The organism is Tsukamurella sp. NPDC003166 (assembly GCF_040611135.1).
Classification (GTDB): domain Bacteria; phylum Actinomycetota; class Actinomycetes; order Mycobacteriales; family Mycobacteriaceae; genus Tsukamurella.
In genome coordinates this window covers 14528-36836 of the sequence record NZ_JBEXNL010000020.1, presented here as the reverse complement: position 1 = coordinate 36836, position 22309 = coordinate 14528, and the positions used below count along the sequence as shown (strand labels likewise).

Below are 22309 nucleotides of genomic sequence, written 5' to 3'. Positions count from 1 at the left end.
GGGCCGGGCCCGACTTCCCGCCCGTTCCGTTCCCCCGTTCCGGCGTGCGGCTTTCGCTGGGTACTCGGATTCTGACCGGTTCGGACACGCTGTCCGGAGTGGACACGATCCGAGAGTCGACGGGACGAGGGAGCGGCAGATCCGGCGCGGCAGGTGCATCTGGGTTCCGCAACGAGCAGGGCCGGTCCTCCCGAAGGAGAACCGGCCCTGGATGGTGACCGAGTCGATCTAGACGAGGAAGGCCTCGTCGATGATCTGGGCCTGCTCGACCGCGTGCACCTTCGACGAGCCCGAGCACGGGGCCGACATGGCGCGACGCGAGACGCGCTTGATGCCCGTCAGGCGACCGTCGAGCTCCGGAAGGGCGAGGCCGAAGAACGGCCACGCGCCCTGGTTCGCGGGCTCCTCCTGGACCCACCGGATGTCGGTGGCGTTCGGGTACTTGTCCAGCGTCGCGGGCAGGCGCCGGGAGGGCAGCGGGTACAGCTGCTCCATGCGGATGATCGCCACGTCGTCGCGACCGTCCTTCTTCCGCCGCGCCTCGAGCTCCCAGTAGAGCTTGCCGGAGACCATCAGCAGCTTGGTGACCTTGCTGCGGTCGCCGCCGTCGATCTCGAACGCCGGGTCGTCGATGACCGAGCGGAACTTGCCGGTCGTGAAGTCCTCGACGGGGCTCACGGCGGCCTTGTTGCGCAGCATCGACTTCGGCGTCGCGACCACCATCGGGCGGCGCACACCGTCGAGGGCGTGGCGACGCAGGAGGTGGAAGTACGACGCCGGGGTCGACGGCATCGCGACCGTCATCGAGCCCTCGGCGCACAGCTGCAGGAAGCGCTCGATGCGGGCCGACGTGTGGTCCGGTCCCTGGCCCTCGTGGCCGTGGGGGAGCAGCAGGGTGACGCCGGAGGTCTGGCCCCACTTCGCCTCACCCGAACTGATGAACTCGTCGATGATCGACTGCGCGCCGTTGACGAAGTCGCCGAACTGCGCCTCCCAGCACACCAGCGCCGACTCGTCCGCGACGGAGTAGCCGTACTCGAAGCCCAGGCCCGCGTACTCGGTGAGTGCCGAGTCGTAGACCATGAACCGGCCGGGGGACGGCGTACCGTCGGGGCCCAGGTTGTCGAGCGGGGTGTACTCCGCGCCGGTCTGCCGGTCGATGAGCACCGCGTGACGCTGCGTGAACGTGCCGCGGCGGCTGTCCTGGCCGGCCAGGCGGACCGTCCGGCCCTCCTCGAGCAGCGTGCCGAAGGCGAGCAGCTCGCCGAAGGCCCAGTCGATGCCGCCCTCGCGGGACATCTCGAAGCGGCGCTTGACCACGGGGGCCACGCGCGGGTGCACGGTGAAGCCCTCGGGGACGTTGGCGTACGCGTCGCCCACCCGCTGGATCTGCTCCAGGGGCACCGCGGTCACGAGCGAGCTGGGCAGCGGCTGATCGGCGATGATCGACGGCGCGGGCTCGGCCTGGAACTTCTCGAGTTCCTTGACCTCGTTGAACACCCGCTCCAGCTGGCCCTGGTAGTCGCGCAGCGCGTCCTCGGCCTCCTTGGTCGAGATGTCGCCACGACCGATGAGGGCCTCGGTGTAGGACTTGCGGACACCGCGCTTGGTGTCGATCACGTCGTACATGCCGGGCTGGGTCATCGACGGGTCGTCGCCCTCGTTGTGGCCGCGGCGGCGGTAGCAGACGAGGTCGATGACGACGTCCTTGTCGAACTTCTCGCGGAAGTCCACCGCCAGCTTCGCGACCCAGACGCACGCCTCGGGATCGTCGCCGTTGACGTGGAAGATCGGCGCGCCGATCATCTTCGCCACGTCGGTGCAGTACTGCGAGCTGCGCGAGTGCTCCGGCGAGGTGGTGAAGCCCACCTGGTTGTTCACGACGATGTGGATGGTGCCGCCGTTGGAGAAGCCCGGCAGCTTCGCCATGTTCAGCGTCTCCGCCACGACACCCTGGCCGGCGAAGGCCGCGTCGCCGTGCAGCATCAGCGGCATGATCGGGTGCTCGCCCTCGGGCGGGTTCGCCATGTCCTGCTTGGCGTGCACGATGCCCTCGAGCACCGGGTCGACCGCCTCGAGGTGCGACGGGTTGGCGACCAGCGAGACCGTGATCTCGTTCTCGCCGAACATCTGGTAGTACTTGCCCTCGGCGCCCAGGTGGTACTTCACGTCGCCCGAGCCGTGCGCCTGCGCCGGGTTCAGGTTGCCCTCGAACTCGGTGAAGATCTTGCTGTAGGGCTTGCCGACGATGTTGGCCAGCACGTTGAGGCGGCCGCGGTGCGGCATGCCGATGACGACCTCGTCGAGCGCGTGCTCGGCGGCCTGGTCGAGCACCGCGTCCATCATCGGGATGACCGACTCGGCACCCTCGAGCGAGAAGCGCTTCTGGCCGACGTACTTCGTCTGCAGGAAGGTCTCGAAGGCCTCGGCCGCGTTGAGCTTGCTGAGGATGTACTTCTGCTCGGCGACGGTGGGCTTGATGTCCTTCGTCTCGACGCGCTCCTGCAGCCACTTCTGCTGCTCGGGCTCGAGGATGTGGGTGTACTCGATGCCCACGTGCCGGCAGTACGCGTCGCGCAGCACCGAGAGCACCTTGCGCAGCTTGAGCCGCTCGGCACCGTGGAAGCCGCCGACGTTGAACGTGCGGTCGAGGTCCCACAGCGTGAGCTCGTAGGTGAGCACGTTCAGGTCGGGGTGCGACTCGAGGCTGTCGTTGTTGTAGCGCAGCGGGTCGACATCGGCCATGAGGTGGCCGCGCGCCCGGTACGCCGCGATGAGCTCGAGGACGCGCGCGTCCTTGTCGATCCCGTGCGGCGGGATGTCCTGCCGCCAGCGGATCGGCTCGTAGGGCACGTGCATCGTGCGGAAGATGTCGTCCCAGAAGTCGTCGCTCAGCGTGAGCTCGTGGACGTACCGCAGGAAGTCGCCGGACTCGGCGCCCTGGATGATGCGGTGGTCGTAGGTCGAGGTCAGCGTGGTGAGCTTGCCGACCGCGAGCTCGGCGATCTTCTCGTCGCTCGCACCCTGGAACTCGGCGGGGTACTCCATCGCACCGACGCCGATGATCGCGCCCTGGCCCACCATGAGGCGGGGCACCGAGTGCACGGTGCCGATGCCGCCGGGGTTGGTCAGCGAGATGGTGACACCCGCGAAGTCCTCGGCGCCGAGCTTGCCCTGGCGGGCGCGGCGGACGATGTCCTCGTACGCGGCCACGAACTGGCCGAAGTCCATCGCCTCGGCGCCCTTGACGCCCGCGACCACGAGGCTGCGGCTGCCGTTCTTACCCACGAGGTCGATCGCGATGCCCAGGTTGACGTGGGGCGGCGTGACGGCGTTGGGCTTACCGTCGATCTCGGCGAAGTGCCGGTTCATGTTCGGGAAGGCCTTGACACCCTGTACCAGGGCGTAACCCAGGATGTGGGTGAAGCTGATCTTGCCGCCGCGCGTGCGCGCGAGGTGGTTGTTGATCACCACGCGGTTGTCGAACATCACCTTGACCGGCATCGAGCGCACCGACGTGGCCGTCGGCACCTCGCGGCTGGCGTTCATGTTCTTGACCACGGCGTTCGCCGCGCCGCGGAGCACGGTGCGCTCCTCCTCGGCGGGGAACTCGGCGGGCGCGGGGGCCTTGGGCGCCGGGGCGGGCTTGGCGGGGGACGACGGTGCCGGCGTGACCGGGGCGGCGGGCGCCGGGGTCAGCGTCGTGTCGGTGGTCTTCGCCGGCTTCGGCGCGGGGGTGGCGGCCGGTTGTGCCGCGGGCCCCGCGGCCGGGGCTGCGGCGCTCGGGGACGCCGCGTTGTTCGACGCCGCACCCGGCGTGTACTTCGAGAGGAATTCGTGCCAGCTCGGGTCGACCGACTTCGGGTCGGCCTTGAACCGCTCGTACATCTCCTCGACCAGCCACTCGTTTTGGCCGAAATCCGATACAGAACTGCTGCTCACGGCAGGTCCTCGCCTCGATTCATCATCGTCGTCTTGGGCGCGCGCCGCACTGGATCACAGACGGCGCAAGTCCGCTCGGTTCAGGGTAGTCCACCACGGAAAATGTGTGACCGGTTACCTCGGTTAGAGGCGGCGGCCGCTCACTCCGTGCCCGGCGCCGGCAGGGCGGTGCCGGGCACATTCGTCGCCGCGCCCTCGACCACTCGCAGGTGTGGCGCCGGCCACGCGGTGGGGACCGGGCCGAAGGCCTCGCGGGCGTTCTTGATCACGCCCTTGCCGAGCACCCGGTTGCCGCCGGCGCCGACGACGAGGCCGATGCCCGCGGGGAGCAGCTTGCCGAGCACGAAGGGTGCCTTCTTCGCCATGAAGCGTCGGGTGAACATCTTCATGAGCTGCTTGTTCAGGTTTCCCAGCCCCGGGATGGCGGGGTTCTTCTTGAGGTTGAGCAGGGTGGCGTTCTTGGCGCCGACGGTGGCGCGGAGCGCCCCGAGCCCGGCGTCGCCCAGTACCGCGGTGAGTACGAGCGCCTTGCGCAGCTCCCGGTCGTCGATGGGGATCCCGTAGACCTCGGCGACCGCGAGCGCGTAGAGCGCCGACGCCTCCATGAACACGACCGTCTCGGCGCCCACGGCGCCGAGGGCCGCCACCGTGCCGACACCGGGGACCGCCGCCGCCGCGCCGACGGCCGCGCCGCTGCCCGTCACGGCCAGCATGTATCGCTTCTCGAGCCGCTCGATGATCTGCGCGGGCGACTCGTCGGGGTGGTCGGCGCGGACGCTGGCGACGTACTTCGCGACAGCCGGACCCTGGAGCCGGGCGGCGCGATCGATGACCGATCCGAGCGCGCCGCCACCGTCGTGCTGGACGGCCGGGAGCGCGGGCTGCTCGGGGGAGAGAGGGGCGGGCTTGTTCGCCATGGTGACCTCCGTGGGACGCGATCGAGGTGGGACCTTGCACCCATCTAACCCCCGGCCGCCCCCGAAAAGTTCCCACCGGCGTGCCGGCCGGACCGGTGAGCGGCGTACCGTCGGGCGGCATGCCGAGCATCGACGAGCAGCCGTACACCCTGGTCATACCCACGCGGTGGAAGGACAACGACGTGTACGGGCACGTCAACAACGTCGAGTACTACAGCTTCTTCGACACCGTGATCAACACCTACCTCATCCGCGAGGGCGGCCTCGACATCCATCGCGGGCCCGTGATCGGCCTCTGTGTGGAATCTCACTGTCGCTACGATGCACCGCTCGCCTTCCCCGAGCCCGTCACCGCCGGCCTGGCCGTCACGAAGCTGGGCCGGTCCAGCGTCCGGTACGCCGTCACCCTCTTCGGGTCCGACGGTGCGCCCGCCGCCGAGGGCTGGTTCGTGCACGTGTTCGTCGATCGCGAGGCCCGCCGCCCCGCCGGCGTCCCGGACGGCCTGCGGGCGGCGCTGATGCGGCTGCTCGTCACCCCCGCCGCGTAGCCTGCGACGCATGACCTTCCTCTCGCCCCTGGAACCCGTCACACTGGCGGGCCACCTGGTCACGCTCGCCCCGCTCGCGCACGACCAGTACGACGGCCTGCTCGAGGCCCTCGAGGACGGCCAGCTCTGGGACCGCTGGTACACCTCGGTCCCGTCGCCCGACGGCCTGCGCGCGGAGATCGACCGCCGGCTCGCGCTGCAGGAGAAGGGCGAGATGATCCCTTTCACGGCGATCGACGCGGCCGGCCGGGTGCTCGGGATGACCACGTACTACGACATCGATGCCGCGGTTCCGCGGATGGAGATCGGCTTCACCTGGAACCGCGCGTCGGCGCACGGCACGGGCACGAACGCGGAGTCCAAGTTGCTGCTGCTCGAGCACGCCTTCGACGTGCTGGGCTGCGAGTGCATCGGGCTGCGCACCCAGTGGGTCAACACGCAGTCACGGGAGGCCATCGCCCGGCTCGGCGCCAAGCAGGACGGGGTGCTGCGCAGCCACCGCCGCTACCGCAACGGCGCGCTGATGGACGCGGTGCTGTTCTCGATCCTCCGGCACGAGTGGCCCGCCGTCCGCTCGCACCTGCGGCACCGTCTGCGCCACCGGCACGAGGCGTACCGGGCGACTCCGCAGTAGGCCGACGTCCATGCCCAGACCGCAACCGACGGCGCACGGGCTGTGGCGGCCCGGCCTGGGCCTCGCGCTGTGGTTCACCGACGAGGTCGGCGAGCCCACCGCCGAGCCGGACCCGGCGGCGCTGCCCGCGCCGATCGCCGAGGTCCTCGGCGACCGCAGGCCCCGGCGCACCGTCGCGCTGACGGGGCCGAGCGGGCGGCTCGTGGCGCCCGCCCTCACTCTCGGGCCCACGCGCGCCCTGGACCTGCTGGACCGGCTCGACCCGTCCGACGGTGCCGGTGACCTGCGGTTCCTGCGGTGGGTCGCGCGGTCGGTCGAGCGCTTCGTCGCGGCGGGTGCGGTGAGTCCCGCGGTGCGCAGCGACGACGGCGAGTGGACCGTGCGGTGGGCCCCGATCGAGTCGGTGCAGTGGCGCACCTGGGTGCAGGCCGCCGCAGCCGCCATGCCGCCGGTGCTGCGCCGGACCGGTGACCTGGCCGCCGTCCTCGACATGGGCGCGGAGCTCACCGACGGCTACGCGCGCCGGCGCCTCGGCGAGGGCCCGTGGTCCTGGGTCGCCGCCCCCGCGCTGCGCGCCCTGGTCGACGGTGCGCCCCTGCCGCCCGCCGCCGTCGCCGATGCGGGCGCCGCCGCGGCGTGGACCGAGTGGTCGGGCAGTGTCCGGTCGGCGGAGACGCTGCTGGTGCTGCGCCTCGTCGAACCCGACGGTCGCGCCCCCGGCGACGACCCCCTGCGGCCGCGCGACACTCCGTCCGACACGCCGTGGCGGCTCGAGGTCTGCCGCCGCGTCCCGGGTGCCGCCCCGGTCCGGGCGGATCCGGCGCGGATGAGCCCCGTCGACCTGGACGACCTGGCGGGCGAGCTGGCCCGGGCCCTGGCGGTGTATCCGCCGCTCAAGCGGGCCCGGCAGGACGGGACCTCGCTGGACTTCCTGCTCACCACCACGGAGGCCGAGTCGTTGTTCCTGGAGGGCGCTCCGGGGCTGACCAAGGCCGGGTACGAGGTGCTGCTGCCGGCGTCGATCGCGACGGTGCGGCCCGCGCTGCGGCTCGTCGGGCGGGAGCAGCCGGGGCGCACGGCGCTCACCGTGCAGGCCGGGCTCGCCGAGATCAAGGACTTCGCGTGGCAGCTCGCGGTGGGCGATGTGGTGCTCACCGCGAGTGAGCTCGCGGGCCTGGCGAACGCCGCGTCGGGCCTGGTCGAGGTGCGCGGCAAGTGGGTCCGCGCGGACCGTCGCACGCTGGCGCAGGCCGCGCGGTTCGTGGCCGAGCAGCGGTCGGCGGCGGAGTCCGGCACGGATCTGCAGGACCTGCTGGGCATGATCGCCGACCCCGCCGCGCTGCCCGCCCCGCTGGCCGCGGTCGACGGGCTCGGCTGGCTCGACTCGGTGTACCGGGGCGGCACCATCGCGCCCGCCGTCGTGGCGGCCCCGTCGACGCTCAAGGCGCAGCTGCGGCCCTACCAGCTGCGCGGGCTCGAGTGGCTGGTGAGCCTGTGGCGCGCGGGCATCGGCGCCGTCCTCGCCGACGACATGGGCCTGGGTAAGACGATCCAGGTGCTCGCGCTGCTCTGCCACGAGCGGCTCGACCCGCGCGACGGCGACGGGGTGCGCCCGACGCTGTTGGTCTGCCCCATGTCCGTCGTCGGGAACTGGGTCGCGGAGGCGCAGCGTTTCGCCCCGGACCTGCGGATCCACGTGCACCACGGCAGCGATCGGCCCACCGGCGAGGAGTTCGGGCGGATCGCGCGGGAGTCCGACGTGGTGCTCACGACCTTCGCCCTCGCCGCCCGCGACCGGGAGCTGCTCGCCGGGCACCATTGGGGGCGCATCGTCGTGGACGAGGCGCAGCACGTGAAGAACGTCAACACCGCCGCGGCGAAGGCGCTGCGGTCGATCCCCGCGGGGCACCGGGTGGCGCTCACGGGCACGCCGGTGGAGAACCGTTTGGAGGATCTGCGGGCGGTGATCGACCTGGTCAACCCGGGGCTGCTGGGCTCGGCGCGCACCTTCCGCAACCGGTTCGCGATGCCCATCGAGCGGGAACAGGACCGCGCCGCGGTGCGCCGGCTGAACACGCTGACCTCGCCGTTCATCCTGCGACGCGAGAAGACCGACCCGAACATCGCGCCCGAGCTGCCGGAGAAGGCCGAGTTCACGGTGCGCGCGTCGCTCACGCCGGAGCAGGCGGGGCTGTACCAGGCGGTGCTGAACGAGCTGGTGCGCGAGCTCCGGGAGTCGAAGGGCATGGGCCGGCGGGGCCTGGTCCTGGCCTCGTTGACCCGGCTCAAGCAGATCTGCAATCACCCGGCGCACTACCTGGGCGACGGCTCGCCCCTGCTGCGCCGCGGGCAGCACCGCTCCGGAAAGCTGGAGCTGCTCGCCGACGTCCTCGAGACCGTCGCGGCCGAGGGCGAGCGCGCCCTCGTGTTCACGCAGTACGCCGAGTTCGCCCGGATGCTGCAACCCTGGCTCGCGGGCCTGCTCGGCGCGGAGGTCCCGGTGCTCGACGGTGCCGTTGATCGCCGGGACAGGGATTCCCTGGTCGCCCGGTTCCAGTCCGGCGACGGCCCTCCGGCCCTGGTGGCGACGGTGCAGTCGGGCGGAACGGGGCTCAACCTCACTGCCGCGAACCATGTGGTGCACGTGGACCGCTGGTGGAACCCCGCGGTGGAGAACCAGGCCACCGACCGGGCCTTCCGCATCGGCCAGACGCGGGCGGTGCAGGTCCGCAAGTTCGTCTGTGCGGGCACCCTCGAGGAGCGGATCGACGGGGTGATCGCCGCGAAGAAGGAGCTCTCGTCCATGACGGTGCGGGTCGGCGAGGCGTGGCTCACCGAGCTGAACAACGACGAGCTGTACGAGTTGATCGCCCTGCGCGACGAGGCGGTGACGTAGATGGCGCGCACGGCCAGGGATACGGCGCGGCCGATGGGCGGAACGTGGTTCTCGCGCAAGCTGATCCAGCAGCGCGAGGAGGTCACGGAGCGGCGCAAGGTCCAGTACGCGCGGCGGCTGTACTCCGAGCACCAGGTGTACGCGATGGCCGTGGTGCCGGGGTCGGTCACCGCGACCGTGCAGGGCAGCCAGCTGGATCCCTTCGCCGTCGCGCTCTCGCGGGTGCCGGGCGACGCGGCCGCTGTGGTGTCGCTACTGGTGGGGCAGGGCGCGTCCGGCGAGTTGCTCTCGGTGACGCGCGGCGAGTTGGGCCGCGCGCTGGGGGAGCTGGTGCTGCCCGAGTCGGCGTCCGACGTGGTCGTCGCGTGCGCCTGCCCCGACGAGTCCGGTGCCTGCGTGCACGCGCTCGCGCTGACCTACGAGTTCTGCGCGGCAGCGGACACCGACCCGTCATTGGTGCTGGACTTCGCCGGCGTGCCCTTGGCCGGGCTGCTCGCGCGCGTGTCCACCGATTCCGCACCGCGGCCGGGCGGTGCGGCACCGTCGGACGACGGTGCCGGGGATGCCTGGGACCCCGACGCCTGGGACGCGGGCCCGGCGGCCTTCTACGGCGACGGCCTCGACCTCCCGCCGTTGCCCGAGCCCGCGCCGATCGACGCGATGACCCTGCTCGACCCTGCGCTCTTGCGCATGGCCCTGCGCCGTACCGGTACCAAACCCGCCGACGTCGCGGAGGCCTCCGATGAGCTGGCGGAGCTCTACGACCGCCTTCGAAACCCGCGATGACCTCGAGTTTGTGGATGATGTTGGTACGATATGTACATCATCGACATGGAGGTGGGGAATGTCGGTCACACAGATCGACGTCGACGACGAGGCCCTGGTCGAGGTCATGCGGATCTCTGGGGTCCGGACCAAGAAGGAGGCGGTGAATCTGGCGCTGCGCGACTACGTGGAACGGTTCCGCCGCATTGAGGCGCTTGCACGCTCGCGTGAGCACGCGAAGTCGTGGGACTACGAGGGATGGGTCGCGGCTCGCGCCGACGAGAAAGCCGTGGGTTGATCCAGTTCCTCGCGGACTCGTCGGCCGTCTGGCGCCTGCAGCGTGACCCCGCACTGACCGAGGAGTGGTCCTCCGTTCAACTCAGTGGAGCGATCGGCTCCTGCACCGCGCAGCGCGCAGAGTTTCTGCGGTCCGCGCGCAATGTCGATGAATTCGACCAGATGACCTCGATGTTCGTGGAGCTCTACCCGGACGTTCCGGTCCCGAAGTCCGTGTGGGGGTGGATCGACGCCGCGCAGTACCGTCTCGCGAAGGTCGGTGCGGTGAGGGCGTTGTCGGTTGTGGATCTCCTCGTCTGCGCGACCGCCGCGACCCGCGGCCTGGTCATCCTGCATGACGACGCCGATTTCGAGCTCGCCGAGCGCCACCTCCCGGATGTGCGGGCGAGGCGCGTCGTCGGCAGGGCGGAGTGATCGACGCGGCAGGGCCGCGTCGGTGGCGGAACATGTCAGTGGGGATCACTACCCTGAGAGTGACGATCCGAGGGGGTGAGAGATGCGGTTCCTGCACACGGCCGATTGGCAGCTGGGGATGACGCGGCACTTCCTCGACGCGGATGCGCAGGCCCGGTTCACCGATGCCCGGCTGGACGCGATCTCCCGGCTCGGGGCGGTCGCGGCGGAGCAGGAGGCGGAGTTCGTCGTCGTGTGCGGTGACGTCTTCGAGGACAACCGCCTCGCGCCCGCCGTCATCGCGCGCAGCCTGGACCGGATCGCGGCCCTCGGGCGCCCGGTCTACCTGCTGCCCGGTAACCACGATCCGCTCGACGCGGCGTCGATCTACACCTCCGAGGTGTTCGCGCGGCACCGCCCGGCCAACGTGGTCGTGCTGGATGCGCCGGGTGTGTACGAGGTGCGCCCGGGCGTCGAGCTGCTCGCTGCGCCGTGGTTCTCCAAGCACCCCGCGGGGGATCCGCTCACCGAGGCGGTCGCCGCCGCCCCCGCGCCGGCGGCGGGTGTGATCCGCATCGCCGTCGGGCACGGCGGCACCCTGCCCGTGGGCGCGCAGGACCAGCGCCTCATCGACGTGGCCGCGCTGTCCGGCCGGATCGCCGCGGGCGAGCTGCGCTACGTCGCGCTGGGCGATCGGCACTCGGTCACCGACGTGGCGCAGGGCATCTGGTACGCCGGTGCGCCCGAGGTCACCAACTTCGACCACAAGGAGACGGGTTCCGGCTCGGTCCTCGTCGTGGACGTCCCCGAGGCGGGCGCCGCGACGGTGACCCCGGTCCGGGTGGGTACGTGGCGCTTCGCGGCGCGGGAGTTCCCGCTGTCCTCCGAGCGTGACGTCGCCGCGGCGATCGGCGCCCTGTCGGCGCTGCCGGACAAGGACCGTACCGTGGTCAAGGTGGGGTTCACGGGCACCGTCGGGCTGGCGGCGAAGGCCGAGCTGGACGCGGAGATCGAGGCCCTGCGGGCGCGGTTCGCCGCCGTCGAGCTGTGGGAGCGCAAGACGGATCTCGCCGTGCTGCCGGGGGAATCGGAGTTGGAGTCGCTGGAGCTCACGGGCCCGGCGGCCGATGCCGCTGAGGAGTTGTTGGGCGTCGCCCGCAGCGGGGGTGACCGCGCGGCGGACGCCTCCGGCGCACTCGCCCTGCTCTACCGCCTCACCCGCCAGGAGGTCGGCGCATGAGGCTGCACCGCCTGGCCATCAAGGACTTCCGCGGCGTCGCGGAGCGGGAGATCTCCTTCGCCGATACCGGCGTCACGCTGCTGCACGGCCCCAACGAGGCCGGCAAGTCGTCGATGGTCGAGGCGTTGCAGCTCCTGCTGGACGTCAAGGCCACGTCCAAGTCGCAGCGCGTCGAGGCCGTGTGCCCCGCCCATCGCGACGCGGGGCCGTTCGTCGAGGCGGAGCTCACCGTCGGGCCGTACCGGTTCGTCTACGCCAAGCAGTACCACCGGCGCCCCGGCACCGTGCTGACGGTGCTCGAGCCCGCACCGCAGCAGCTCACGGGCGGCAGCGCGGAGTCCTGGGTGACGGAGCAGATGCGCACCTACGTCGACGGCGACCTGCTGACAGCGCTGACGGTGCTGCAGGGCCCCGGCCCCGAGCAGCCCTCGCTGCGCGACAGCGCAGCCTTCGCGAAGGCGTTGGACGCGGCATCCGGCGGTGCGGGCGAGGATGAGCCGGGTGCCGAGCGCCTGGCCGAGGCCGTCGCCGCCGAGCGGGCGCGGTACTTCACCCCCACCGGCCGTCCCACGGGCGAGCTGTCGGCCGCCCGCGCCCGGGAGGCCGCCGCGCGCGCCGCCCTCGATGCCGCCGAGGCCGCGTTGCGCGAGGTCGACCGGGTCGCGGACCAGCACGCCCTCGCCTCCGCGCGCCTGTCCGCCCTGGTGGACCGACGGTCCGCCGCCGCCGCGGCGCTCGAGGCCGTCGGCGCCGATCAGGAGCGGATGACGCGGCTGCAGTCGCAGCTGGCCCAGTCCCGCGCCGCGGAAGAATCCGCCTCCCTGCGGGAGCAACACGCGGGGGAGGCGGCGTATCGTCGTCGCCGGCTCGTCGAGCAGCAGGCCCTCGCCGCGGAGCGCGCCGCGCAGGTGCGCGTGCTGCGCGACCGAGCGCTCGCCGATCGCGAGGTGCTCACCGCGGAGGCGTCGTGGTTGGAGACCACGGTGCACGAACTGTCCGCGGTCGCCGCCGATCGGCGGGAGCGGAAGGCGCAGGCGCAGTACGCCGTCGACTACGCGCGGGAGTCCGTGGGCTATCAGAGGCTCGGGAAGCGGATCGAGCAGGCGCAGCTTCTCGGCAAGGACGTCGAGGATGCGCGGAACCGGCTGGCGTCCAACCCGATCGACCGCCGCGCCCTGCAGACCATCGCCGTCGCGGAGCAGCGCCACGAGAAGGCGCGGGCCCGGTTCTCCGCGCTCGCGGCCACGCTGCAATTGGAGCGCTTGGGATTCTCCGACGTGCTCGTGGACGGTCGGAACATCGGCGAGGAGCCGGTGGAGGTCGTCGCCGGCAACGGCATGGTCATCGAAGTGCCCGGCGCCGTCCGGATCGAGGTCGTCCAGCGCGGCGAGAGTGCCGATGCGGCGGCCGAGGTCAAGGCGGCGTACAGCGCCCTGGTGGCCGCCTGCCGCGATGCCGGCGCCGCGAGCGTCGAGGAGGCGCGGGAGCTGCACGAGCAGCGCGAGGCGATCGAGATCGAGCTGCAGGAGGCGCGGATCGCGCTGGCCCACGCCCTCGGCGAGCACACCGTGGACGAGCTGCGCCGGCTCGCGGAGGAGTCCGCCGAGCGGATCGTGGCGCTGGAGGCGGCGGTCGACCCGGAGCTGCTCGCCGTCGATCCCGAACGTGCCAAGGCCAACCTCATCGAGGCCACCCAGGCTGAGGTGTCCTCGCGGAGCGAGGAGAAGCAGACCCGCGAGCAGCTGGGGAGCAAGCACCAGGAACTGCACCGCGCCACCACGGACGCGCAGGTCGCGGCGGATCGGCTGCAGCACTTCGACAGCCGGGCCTCCGAGCTGACGGCGGAGCTGGAACGGGCGCGCGCCGAGGCGGCCGACGATGCGCTCGGCGTCGCCGCGGATGCCGCCGTCGCCGCCCGGCAGTCAGCCGCGGCCCAGCTGGCCGAGCACGAGGCCGCTGCCCGTGAGGCCGATGTGACGGGCTTCGCCACCCGGCTCGGCGCGGCTCGCACGCAGGCCGAGCAGGCGCAGGCGGCGGAGGCCGCAGCCCGCGACGAACTGTCCGCGCTGAACGGTCAGCTTCAGCTGTTCCAGGCCGACGGCCACCGCGACCGGCTCGACGCCGCCGCGGCCGAACACGTCCACGCCGAGCGGGCCCTCACCTCGGTCGAGGAGCGCGCGCGGGCGGCGGCGCTGCTGCACGACACGCTCACCGCGCACCGCGACGCCCGCCGCGCCCGCGTGCAGGCCCCGTATCAGCGGGCACTGGAGAGCCTGGGGCGCACCGTCTTCGGTGATCCGCTCACCATCGCCGTCGGCGACGACCTGACGATCGTCTCGCGCACCGTCGACGGGGTCACCGTGCCCTTCGAGTCCCTCTCCGGCGGCGCGCAGGAACAGCTCGGCGTGCTCAGCAGGCTGGCGTGCGCCCGTCTGGTCGACGGTGCCGACGGTGCCCCCGTCATCTTCGACGACGCCCTCGGCCACAGCGACCCGGCCCGCCTCGGCGCGATGGCCGATGCACTCGTCGAGGCCGGCCGCGGCGCCCAGGTAATCGTGTTCAGCTGCGTCCCCGGCCGCTTCGACGCCCTCCGCGGCCGCGACGGCGTCACCGAGGTCGCGCTCACGGGGACGTGATGTGACCGGCCGAAAGCTCGGTCGCAGCGGCGATGTCACTGTCGGACAGGATTCGAGAGCGCCAGGATCGACGGCAACCGGCTCCTAAGGTGATGCCCGAACGGACCCCGATCGGGATCGGTCCGCGCGACGACCGCACAGGTGGCGGCGCAGCCCTACACCTGCTCGCGCAGCTTGAACTTCAGCACCTTCCCCGCCGGATTGCGGGGTAGGGCGTCGACGAGGTGCAGGGCCAACGGCAGCTTGTACGGCGCGAGGGAGTCCTTGGCGAACTCGCGGACCTCCTCGAGCGTCAGCGTCGCCTCGGGCTTGAGCGCGACGATCGCGGTCACGGCCTCGCCCCACTTCTCGTGCGGCGTCCCGATGATCGCGACCTCCGCGACCGAGGGGTGTCGGTACAGTACCGACTCGACCTCCGCCGGGTAGACGTTCTCGCCACCGGAGATCACCATGTCCTTGACCCGATCCACGACGGTCACGTAGCCGTCCGCGTCCTGCTCGCCGACATCGCCCGTGTGGAACCAGCCGTCGCCGTCGATCGCGGCACTGGTCGCCGCCGGGTTCTGCCAGTAGCCGGGCGTCACGTGCGGCCCGCGCACGCAGACCTCGCCGCGCTCGCCGTCGGGGACGGGCGCACCGTCGGGCCCGAGGAGCGCGACCTCGGAGAGCGGAAGGACGTGGTGGCCGGCGGCGCCGATCTTGCGGGAGGTGTCGTAGACGTCCATGACCAGGGCGAGCGGCGCCGTTTCGGTGAGCCCGTAGCCCTGGCAGAACGGGATGTTCCGGCCGTTGTAGAGCGCGATGAGCGGCTCCGGGACGGGCGCGCCGCCGCAGGTGAACTGGCGGACGCTGGAGAGGTCGGCGGTCTCGAAAGCAGGGACCTGGCTCATGAACAGGAACATCGCCGGGACGCCGAACATCGTGGTCACGCGGTGCTTCTCGATGAGCTGCAGCGCGGCGGTGGGGTCGAAGGCGGGGAGGATCACCAGCCGGCCGCCCTTCTGCAGGGTGATCAGCGTGGTCACGTTGAGGCCGCCGATGTGGAACAGCGGCGCCGCGACCAGGCTGATGTCCGTCGACATCGTGTCCAGGCTCAGCAGCGCGTTCATGTTGTTCCAGAACATGTTCCCGTGCGTGAGCATCGCGCCCTTGGGGCGCCCGGTGGTGCCGGAGGTGTACATGATGAGGGCGAGGTCGTCCTCAGCCGGAGACCGGGGCTCCGCGATCGGTTCGCGTGCGGAGAGGAGGGCGTCGAGCTGCTCCCAGCCGGCCACGGGCTCGAGTGCGATCGCCCGCGTCAGGCCCGACGACTCTCGCACCGGCTCCACGACGGCCGCACGGTCGGCGTCGGCGATCAGTGTGTGGACGCCCGCGTCCGTGAGGATGTACTCCAGCTCAGCCGAGGTCAGGCGGAAGTTCAGCGGTACGAACACCGCGCCCGCGCGGGACGCTGCGAACATCGCGGTGAGGAAGTCGGGGTGATTGAAGCCCACGTAGCCGACGCGATCACCGGTCCCGACGCCGCCGGCCACGAGTTCTGCCGCCAGCCGGTCGACGCGGTCGGCGAACTCGCGGTAGCTCCACGTCCTGTCGCCGTACGTGATCGCGGGGCGGTCCCCGCTCACGGCGGCGCGCCGGGCGATCCAGGAACCGAGGTCGACGGCGGGACGTGCGGGCATGGGCTCTCCTCGACGGGCGTGTGGAAATCTGAGGCTCATCTTCTCCGCTCTTCGCGGCTCGGGCGCCGGTTTGCCGGTTTTGCTCGCCTCAGACGCGCGGGGCGCCCTGTCGGCCCCGTCCGGGGATTCATCGGTCCTCGGCGCGCGCCTTCAGGGCGGAGAGGCCCTTCTCGAAGTCCTTGCCCACGAACCGGTCCATCGGGAGGACCTTGCCGAGCAGGGAGAACAGCCCGGTGGTCTCGCCGGTCATCGTCCAGGTGACGCGCACACCGTCGCCCGCAGGGACGATGTCGAAGCGCACGTGGTTGTTCGCGGCCATCGGTTTGCGGAACTCGAGGTCGACGTCCACGGACCGTCCGGGGTCCGTCGCCGAGATGGACATCCGGCCCTCGCCCGCCTTGCGATTGCCGCGCCATTCGTAGGCGGCGCCCGGACCCTCGGACGGGCCGCTGTACTCGCGGTGCAGCTGGGGGTCGAGGCCCTCCCAGGGCGACCAGTGGCGCCACTCGTGGAAGTCGTCGATGAGGCCGAAGACGGTGTCGGCGGGCGCGGCGATCTCGATGGATCGGGCCACGGTGAAGGCGGTCATGGCGGCAAGCGTACGACCTCGACGCCGCCCGAGCGCGACGAGCGAGCGGGCGAGCGAGCGCCGACCGGCGAAGCCGTCATTACACTCGCGTGCATGACTGCTGCACCCGACACGACATCCGGCCTTCCCGCGTCGGGCCTCACCGCCGCGCAGGTCGCCGAGCGGGTGCGCGACGGCCGGGTCAACGCCCTACCGAACCGGTCGGGCCGGAGCGCGTGGGACATCGTCCGCGCCAACGTGTTCACCCGGATCAACGCGATGCTCGGGGTGTTGTTCCTGCTGGTGCTGTTCACGGGCTCGCTGATCAATGGGCTGTTCGGCCTGCTGATCGTGTTCAACTCCGGCATCGGCATCATCCAGGAGCTTCGCGCGAAGAAGACCCTGGACTCGCTGGCCATCGTGGGCCAGGCCCGGCCGGTGGTCCGGCGCGACGGTGCCGCCACCGAGGTCGCGCAGTCCGAGGTCGTGCTCGACGACGTGATCGAGATCGGCCCCGGCGACCAGATCGTCGTCGACGGCGAGACCCTCGAGTTCGAGGCCCTCGAGGTCGACGAGTCGCTCCTCACGGGTGAAGCGGACCCCGTCGACAAGCAGCTCGGCGACGAGATCTTCTCCGGTAGTTTCGTGGTGTCGGGATCGGGCGCCTACCGGGCGACGAAGGTCGGCGCCGACGCGTACGCCGCGCAGCTCGCCGACGAGGCCAGCAAGTTCACCCTGGTCAACTCCGAGCTCCGGTCGGGTATCGACAAGATCCTGCAGGTGATCACGTGGCTGCTGATCCCGGCCGGCATCCTCACCGTGTTCAACCAGCTGGTCATCTCGAAGCAGGAGCTCAACCAGGCGATCCTCGGCATGGTCGCCGCGCTGGTGCCGATGGTCCCCGAGGGCCTCGTCCTCATGACCTCCATCGCGTTCGCGGTGGGCGTCGTCCGGCTCGGGCAGCGCAAGTGCCTGGTACAGGAGCTGCCCGCGATCGAAGGGCTGGCCCGCGTCAACGTGGTCTGCGCGGACAAGACCGGCACGCTCACCGAGAACGGCATGCGGCTCTCGGAGCTCGACGTCCTCGACGGCGACCGCGCCGACATCGAGCGTGCCCTCGCCGCGATCGCCCACCTCGATCCCCGTCCCAACGCCAGCGTGCAGGCGATCGCCGAGGCCTATCCCGACGCGCCGTCGTGGCGCGCCACCGCGGTCGCGCCCTTCAGCTCCGCCAAGAAGTGGTCCGGGATCTCCCTCGCGGACGGGGATGCGCCGCAGGGCAACTGGATCCTCGGCGCCGCGGACGTCCTCCTCGATCCGGAGTCCGACGGTGCCCGCCGCGCCACGGAGCTCGGCTCAACGGGGCTGCGGGTGCTGCTCGTGGCCTCGACCGACGTGCCCGTGGACACCGAGGGCGAGGGCCTGGCCGCGCCGGGGAATCTGGTGCCCCGCGCGCTGATCGCGCTCGAGCAGCGCGTGCGTGTCGACGCCCGCGACACCCTCGACTTCTTCGAGGCGCAGGGCGTGGGCGTCAAGGTGATCTCCGGCGACAACGCGGTGTCCGTGGGCGCGGTGGCGCACTCGCTGGGGCTCGGCTCGGCGGACTCCTCGGTGGATGCGCGGAAGCTGCCCGCCGACAACGACGAACTGGCGCAGGTGGTCACCGACAACGTCACCTTCGGCCGGGTGCGCCCCGACCAGAAGCGGGCGATGGTCACTGCGCTGCAGTCCCGCGGCGACACCGTCGCGATGACCGGCGACGGCGTCAACGACGTGCTCGCGCTCAAGGATGCTGACATCGGCGTCGCGATGGGTTCCGGCAGCTCCGCTGCGCGGTCGGTCGCACAGATCGTGCTGCTGGACAACAAGTTCGCCACCCTCCCGTACGTCGTGGGGGAGGGCCGTCGGGTCATCGGCAACATCGAGCGGGTCGCGAACCTGTTCCTCACCAAGACCGTGTACGCGGTGCTGCTCGCGTGGCTCGTGGGCTTGGCGGGCCTGGGCGCCAAGATCTTCGGCTTCGCGCCCATCTCGTACCCGTTCCAGCCGATCCACGTGACGATCGCCGCGTGGTTCACCATTGGTATCCCCGCGTTCGTGATGTCCTTGGCGCCCAACAATGAGCGCGCCCAGACCGGCTTCGTCTCCCGCGTACTGAAGTTGGCGGCACCGTCGGGCATCGCGGTCGGCCTGGCCACCTTCCTGTGCTACCTCGTGGTGAACCCGGGTGGCTCGGGGGCCTCGATCGGGGCGAAGGCCGCCACGCTGAGCCCGGAGCAGATCAAGGCTTCGACGGCGGCGCTGATCACGCTGCTCGTCGGGTCGTTGTGGGTGCTGGGGATCGTGGCGCGGCCGTACACGTGGTGGAAGGTGCTGCTCGTCGGCGTGTCCGTGGCCTTCTACGTGGTGCTGTTCTCGATCCCGCTGGCACAGGAGAAGTTCTTCCTCGACATCAGCGACCCCGAGATGGTGGGCATCGGCTTCGCCTTCGGCGGGGTGGCGATCGTGCTGGTCGAGGTGCTCCGTCGGCTCGCGCCCCGGATCTTCCACAGCTACGCGAAAAAGCGCTGAACGGTTCGGTTCCTCGGGGCCGGGCCATGCAGGGGTGTCATCGCTTGGGCAGCGGCGTTCCCCACCAGTGGATGTCGTTCTCGTCCCCGACGAGGTGATCGCGGACGGTCCCGAGGGGTTCGCCGATGCAGAACGCGGCGGCGTCCCGGCCGACGGTGGCCGGGTCGTCGGGGGAGCCGTACAGCGGTGAGGTCGTCGCCTCGGTGGCGAACCCCAGCGTGAGGGGCAGGCTCCACCAGCGGTATACGACGTAGAACACGTCGCCCCGGGAACCGGCGTCGATCACGCCGACGGACCACTCCTCGGTGATCCGGCCGTCCCGGAGCGCGAGGAGGCATGCGAGGAGCGCCGTCTCCGCGGGTGTACCCGGAGCGCTGTAGCTCTCGAGCAGCGCGCGGTGGTGCGTGGTGAACCTGCGCTGCGTCTCCGAGTACACGGCGGCGGCTTCGGAGTGACCGAAGAAGTCCTCGTCGTTATCGCCCCGGATCACCGTGGCACCCCGTCGTCCCGCACGTGCGGCGCCGTACCTCCGGGACTCCTTCCGGTGCTATCGACATTCACCTGTTCATGATCACACGATCACCGCGGCCTGGTCGTTGAATGGTTGTTAGGTAGACCTAATTTCGATACGGTCGGAACATGGACAAGCTCGCACCGTCGCCGCTCGATCCGCTCGCCGCCGCTGTGGCCGACCGGCTGCACGCGCAGAGCAAGAAGCAAATCGTCGCGAACGTGCCCGCGATCGCGGGGCGGATGGCGGTCTCGTTGCTGCGGGATCGGAGCGCGGACTTCACGCAGGGCGAGGAGGGGCGACGGTTCGTCGCCGACAAGCTCGTCGCGATCGCCCCGGCAAAGGCGGCGCTGATCCACATGCTGTGCCGCTCGATCGGCGCGACGCGGATCGTGGAGGCGGGCACGTCCTTCGGGGTGTCGACGATCTACCTGGCGGCTGCGGTCCGCGACACCCTCGCCGAGCGCGGAGGCGGCGGTGAGGGGATCGTCATCGGCACCGAGCACGAGCCGACGAAGGTCCAGCGCGCGCGGCGGAATCTGCGGGAGGCCGGCGTCGAGGAGTTCGTCGAGATCCGCGAGGGCGACCTGCGTGAGACCCTCGTCGACCTGACCGGGCCGATCGACTTCATACTCGTCGACATCTGGGTGCCGATGGCGCTGCCCGTGCTGCGGCTGGTGACGCCCCACCTACGACCCGGTGCGCTGGTGGTGTGCGACAACGTGGTCGGGGCCGCGAAGGAGTACCGCGAGTACCTCGAGTTCGTCCGCGACCCCGACGGCCCGTTCACCTCCGTCACCGTGCCCGGCAACGGCGGCATGGAGATCTCCCGCAAGCGATGACGACTGCGGCGCCCCCGCGGGTGACCCGTGCGAGGTGGTCAGGCGAAGCGGCGGCGGAGAGCGCCGTCGTCGGTGAGCGGCAGCTCGGGTGGGGTGGTCCAGAACGCGGAGGCGAGGTCGTAGCCGTCGTGGACCAGGGCGGCCCGGTCCGGCCATCGTTCAGCGGTCCACGCGGGTTCGTTGTGCATCGAGTCGATGCCCGCGCGCACGCCGCCCTCCAGCTCGAAGTGCAGATCCCGCGCGGCGGTTCGGGACTCAGGCGCGCCGACGGGCGTCCCAGTCGCCACGTCGATGAGGTGCACTGCGGCGTCGCGGACCCGTCGTTCGGTCCAGGCGAAGGTCCGACGGTGCGCGTTCGGCGCCAGCAGGTACATCACCAGGAGCGCCACGAGCACGCCGACGGCGGTCTCGAGTAGGCGATCCCGCATCACCGGCCCCGCCGAGCCGGAGACGGCGCCGGCGCCGCTCGCCATCAGCGCGACGGGCGTGATCACGACGACCGCGGCGGCGTAGTTCCGGACGATGAGCATCTCGATGCTGAACTGCAGTACGCCGATCACCGCGATGAGCGCGTACCCCTGCAGCGACAGTGCGTGCAGGCCCGCGAACAGCATCAGGCCGATGGCGGTTCCGAGGAACCGGTGCAGCGCTCGGACGGTTCCTCGGACGCGGTCGAACCCGGTCTGCAACACCACGAGTGCGCCGATCGCCGCCCAGTGCGGTCGGTCGAAACCGAGCGCGATGCTCACCGCGCCAGCTGCGACGCAGGCGATCCCGACGCGAGTGGCGGTGATCGTCGCGTGCGAGCAGCGGTTCAGTGAACGGCGCAGCCGGTGGCCGACCGTCGGCCGGAGCCGCGACGTGGTGATCTGCCGCGTGGGATCGACCTCGGCGTCGGGGGAGTCGTCCGAGTCGGCGGCGAACCGGCGATGGGCCTCCCGCACCGCGATCAGCAGGTCCGCATCGGCGGGACGGGACGCGGAGCGGGCGTCGTCGAGGGTCGTCCACGCGGCGAGGAGAGCTGCACCCGCGGCGTGCCGTTGCTCCGCGGATCGCGGACCGCCCGGCGCGAGAAGGCCGTTCACGGCACCGATCGCGCGGCCGACCGCCTCGCGCTGCGGGCGGGACGAGTCGACCGTGGCGCCCGCCATGGATACGACGACTGCCGAGACGGCGCCGCACGCGGCCGCGAACACGAGCATCCCGGGCGATGCGCCCGACTCCACCGCGATCAGCCCGCCGGAGCCGACGAGGGCGAAGAACAGTGCGCCGGGCGGCCCGAGGCGCAGCGCGTCGACGACGTACACGGCGAGCACCGCGGGCGCCGCGACCAGGAGCACCGCGCCGATCTTGAGCGCCGTCCCGCCCGCCGGTACCGCGGCGCCGATCAGCGCGCCGCCGACGACCGCGAGCAGCAACGCCGCCCCCGCCGTGGCGACCACCTGCGCCCGGATCCGGTACGGCCGTCCCTCGCCGTAGAGCACCGCGAACGCCCCGAAGGTCACGAACAGTGCCGCGTGCGCCTGTCCCGCCGCGACCATCGCGGCGCCCGGGATCACGACCGCCGCCGCGGCCCGCAACCCGGCCTGCCACCGCCAGACGGGCGCACCGTCGGCGAAGACGAGCGAGCGCACGCGCGCGACGCGGGGCAGGGGATCGGGAACCGGTTCGCTCACCTACCTATTCCATCACCACCGAGTCGATGGGCGAAGCGCGACGAGTGAACTGCGCTGACAGGCAGCTCGAGCGGGATGGAACAACGATGCACGGAAGAAAGTGCCCCCGGCAGGATTCGAACCTGCGGCCTTTCGCTCCGGAGGCGAACGCTCTATCCCCTGAGCTACGGGGGCGCAGGGCGTAGCAAGGTTAG

General features: G+C 71.4%; 15 protein-coding genes, 1 tRNA gene and 1 pseudogene. 10 read left to right on the top strand and 7 right to left on the bottom strand.

Annotation, left to right across the window (positions count from 1 at the left end):
* Nucleotides 1–228: 228 nt before the first annotated feature.
* Nucleotides 229–3942: a multifunctional oxoglutarate decarboxylase/oxoglutarate dehydrogenase thiamine pyrophosphate-binding subunit/dihydrolipoyllysine-residue succinyltransferase subunit gene (locus ABZX10_RS19075; RefSeq protein ID WP_355543463.1), complete on the bottom strand. Its 3714-nt coding sequence runs from the start codon at nt 3940–3942 to the stop codon at nt 229–231.
* A gap of 140 nt (nt 3943–4082) precedes the next feature.
* Nucleotides 4083–4859, bottom strand: a complete 777-nt coding sequence (locus ABZX10_RS19070; RefSeq protein ID WP_355543460.1) for a hypothetical protein — start codon at nt 4857–4859, stop codon at nt 4083–4085.
* A gap of 119 nt (nt 4860–4978) precedes the next feature.
* Here ABZX10_RS19070 and ABZX10_RS19065 point away from each other — a divergent pair, with 119 nt between their 5' ends.
* The 8 genes and pseudogenes from ABZX10_RS19065 to ABZX10_RS19030 all read left to right on the top strand — a co-directional run bounded on the left by ABZX10_RS19065 (nt 4979) and on the right by ABZX10_RS19030 (nt 14268).
* Nucleotides 4979–5407 carry a thioesterase family protein gene (locus ABZX10_RS19065; protein WP_355543457.1) on the top strand — a complete coding sequence of 143 codons (429 nt, stop codon included), beginning with the start codon at nt 4979–4981 and terminating at the stop codon, nt 5405–5407.
* Nucleotides 5408–5417: 10 nt separating this feature from the next.
* Nucleotides 5418–6041 carry a GNAT family protein gene (locus tag ABZX10_RS19060; RefSeq protein ID WP_355543454.1) on the top strand — a complete coding sequence of 208 codons (624 nt, stop codon included), beginning with the start codon at nt 5418–5420 and terminating at the stop codon, nt 6039–6041.
* 10 nt (nt 6042–6051) lie between these two features.
* On the top strand, nt 6052–8937 hold the full coding sequence (locus ABZX10_RS19055; protein WP_355543451.1) for a DEAD/DEAH box helicase: 2886 nt from the start codon (nt 6052–6054) through the stop codon (nt 8935–8937).
* Between the two features lie 33 nt (nt 8938–8970).
* Entirely contained in the window at nt 8971–9723 is a 753-nt protein-coding gene (locus tag ABZX10_RS19050; RefSeq protein WP_355543448.1) for a hypothetical protein, read from the top strand.
* A 58-nt stretch (nt 9724–9781) separates the two neighbouring features.
* Nucleotides 9782–9934: pseudogene (locus tag ABZX10_RS19045) on the top strand (type II toxin-antitoxin system VapB family antitoxin); the annotation flags it as partial.
* A 62-nt stretch (nt 9935–9996) separates the two neighbouring features.
* Complete coding sequence (locus tag ABZX10_RS19040; protein WP_355543445.1) at nt 9997–10413, top strand: VapC toxin family PIN domain ribonuclease; 417 nt, start codon at nt 9997–9999, stop codon at nt 10411–10413.
* Nucleotides 10414–10495: 82 nt separating this feature from the next.
* The gene (locus ABZX10_RS19035) at nt 10496–11632 is read left to right on the top strand and encodes an exonuclease SbcCD subunit D (protein ID WP_355543442.1); all 1137 of its coding nucleotides are present in this window, start codon (nt 10496–10498) and stop codon (nt 11630–11632) included.
* Complete coding sequence (locus ABZX10_RS19030; protein ID WP_355543439.1) at nt 11629–14268, top strand: AAA family ATPase; 2640 nt, start codon at nt 11629–11631, stop codon at nt 14266–14268. The genes ABZX10_RS19035 and ABZX10_RS19030 overlap by 4 nt, the downstream gene beginning before the upstream one ends.
* 155 nt (nt 14269–14423) lie before the next feature.
* Here ABZX10_RS19030 and ABZX10_RS19025 read toward each other — a convergent pair whose 3' ends face one another.
* Both ABZX10_RS19025 and ABZX10_RS19020 read right to left on the bottom strand, forming a co-directional pair.
* Entirely contained in the window at nt 14424–15947 is a 1524-nt protein-coding gene (locus tag ABZX10_RS19025; RefSeq protein ID WP_355543436.1) for a long-chain fatty acid--CoA ligase, read from the bottom strand.
* A 127-nt stretch (nt 15948–16074) separates the two neighbouring features.
* Nucleotides 16075–16536, bottom strand: a complete 462-nt coding sequence (locus tag ABZX10_RS19020) for an SRPBCC family protein (RefSeq protein ID WP_355543433.1) — start codon at nt 16534–16536, stop codon at nt 16075–16077.
* 93 nt (nt 16537–16629) lie between these two features.
* Here ABZX10_RS19020 and ABZX10_RS19015 point away from each other — a divergent pair, with 93 nt between their 5' ends.
* A complete protein-coding gene (locus ABZX10_RS19015; protein WP_355543430.1) occupies nt 16630–19086 on the top strand; it encodes an HAD-IC family P-type ATPase in 2457 nt (818 codons plus the stop codon).
* Nucleotides 19087–19123: 37 nt separating this feature from the next.
* On the opposite strand, the gene ABZX10_RS19010 is transcribed toward ABZX10_RS19015, so the two are convergent.
* The gene (locus tag ABZX10_RS19010; RefSeq protein ID WP_355543427.1) at nt 19124–19576 is read right to left on the bottom strand and encodes a hypothetical protein; all 453 of its coding nucleotides are present in this window, start codon (nt 19574–19576) and stop codon (nt 19124–19126) included.
* Between the two features lie 149 nt (nt 19577–19725).
* Here ABZX10_RS19010 and ABZX10_RS19005 point away from each other — a divergent pair, with 149 nt between their 5' ends.
* Nucleotides 19726–20439 carry a class I SAM-dependent methyltransferase gene (locus ABZX10_RS19005; protein WP_355543424.1) on the top strand — a complete coding sequence of 238 codons (714 nt, stop codon included), beginning with the start codon at nt 19726–19728 and terminating at the stop codon, nt 20437–20439.
* A gap of 38 nt (nt 20440–20477) precedes the next feature.
* On the opposite strand, the gene ABZX10_RS19000 is transcribed toward ABZX10_RS19005, so the two are convergent.
* Both ABZX10_RS19000 and ABZX10_RS18995 read right to left on the bottom strand, forming a co-directional pair.
* Nucleotides 20478–22115, bottom strand: a complete 1638-nt coding sequence (locus ABZX10_RS19000; RefSeq protein WP_355543421.1) for an FUSC family protein — start codon at nt 22113–22115, stop codon at nt 20478–20480.
* 101 nt (nt 22116–22216) lie between these two features.
* Nucleotides 22217–22289: transfer RNA gene (locus ABZX10_RS18995), tRNA-Arg, on the bottom strand.
* Nucleotides 22290–22309 lie beyond the last annotated feature (20 nt).

Excerpts from the sequence above, each read along its gene's own strand:
- ABZX10_RS19070 (WP_355543460.1), bottom strand. The coding sequence starts at position 4,859 with ATGGCGAACAAGCCCGCCCCTCTCTCCCCCGAGCAGCCCGCGCTCCCG.
- ABZX10_RS19065 (WP_355543457.1), top strand. The coding sequence starts at position 4,979 with ATGCCGAGCATCGACGAGCAGCCGTACACCCTGGTCATACCCACGCGG.
- ABZX10_RS19060 (WP_355543454.1), top strand. The coding sequence starts at position 5,418 with ATGACCTTCCTCTCGCCCCTGGAACCCGTCACACTGGCGGGCCACCTG.
- ABZX10_RS19055 (WP_355543451.1), top strand. The coding sequence starts at position 6,052 with ATGCCCAGACCGCAACCGACGGCGCACGGGCTGTGGCGGCCCGGCCTG.
- ABZX10_RS19050 (WP_355543448.1), top strand. The coding sequence starts at position 8,971 with ATGGGCGGAACGTGGTTCTCGCGCAAGCTGATCCAGCAGCGCGAGGAG.
- ABZX10_RS19035 (WP_355543442.1), top strand. The coding sequence starts at position 10,496 with ATGCGGTTCCTGCACACGGCCGATTGGCAGCTGGGGATGACGCGGCAC.
- ABZX10_RS19030 (WP_355543439.1), top strand. The coding sequence starts at position 11,629 with ATGAGGCTGCACCGCCTGGCCATCAAGGACTTCCGCGGCGTCGCGGAG.
- ABZX10_RS19025 (WP_355543436.1), bottom strand. The coding sequence starts at position 15,947 with ATGCCCGCACGTCCCGCCGTCGACCTCGGTTCCTGGATCGCCCGGCGC.
- ABZX10_RS19020 (WP_355543433.1), bottom strand. The coding sequence starts at position 16,536 with ATGACCGCCTTCACCGTGGCCCGATCCATCGAGATCGCCGCGCCCGCC.
- ABZX10_RS19015 (WP_355543430.1), top strand. The coding sequence starts at position 16,630 with ATGACTGCTGCACCCGACACGACATCCGGCCTTCCCGCGTCGGGCCTC.
- ABZX10_RS19005 (WP_355543424.1), top strand. The coding sequence starts at position 19,726 with ATGGACAAGCTCGCACCGTCGCCGCTCGATCCGCTCGCCGCCGCTGTG.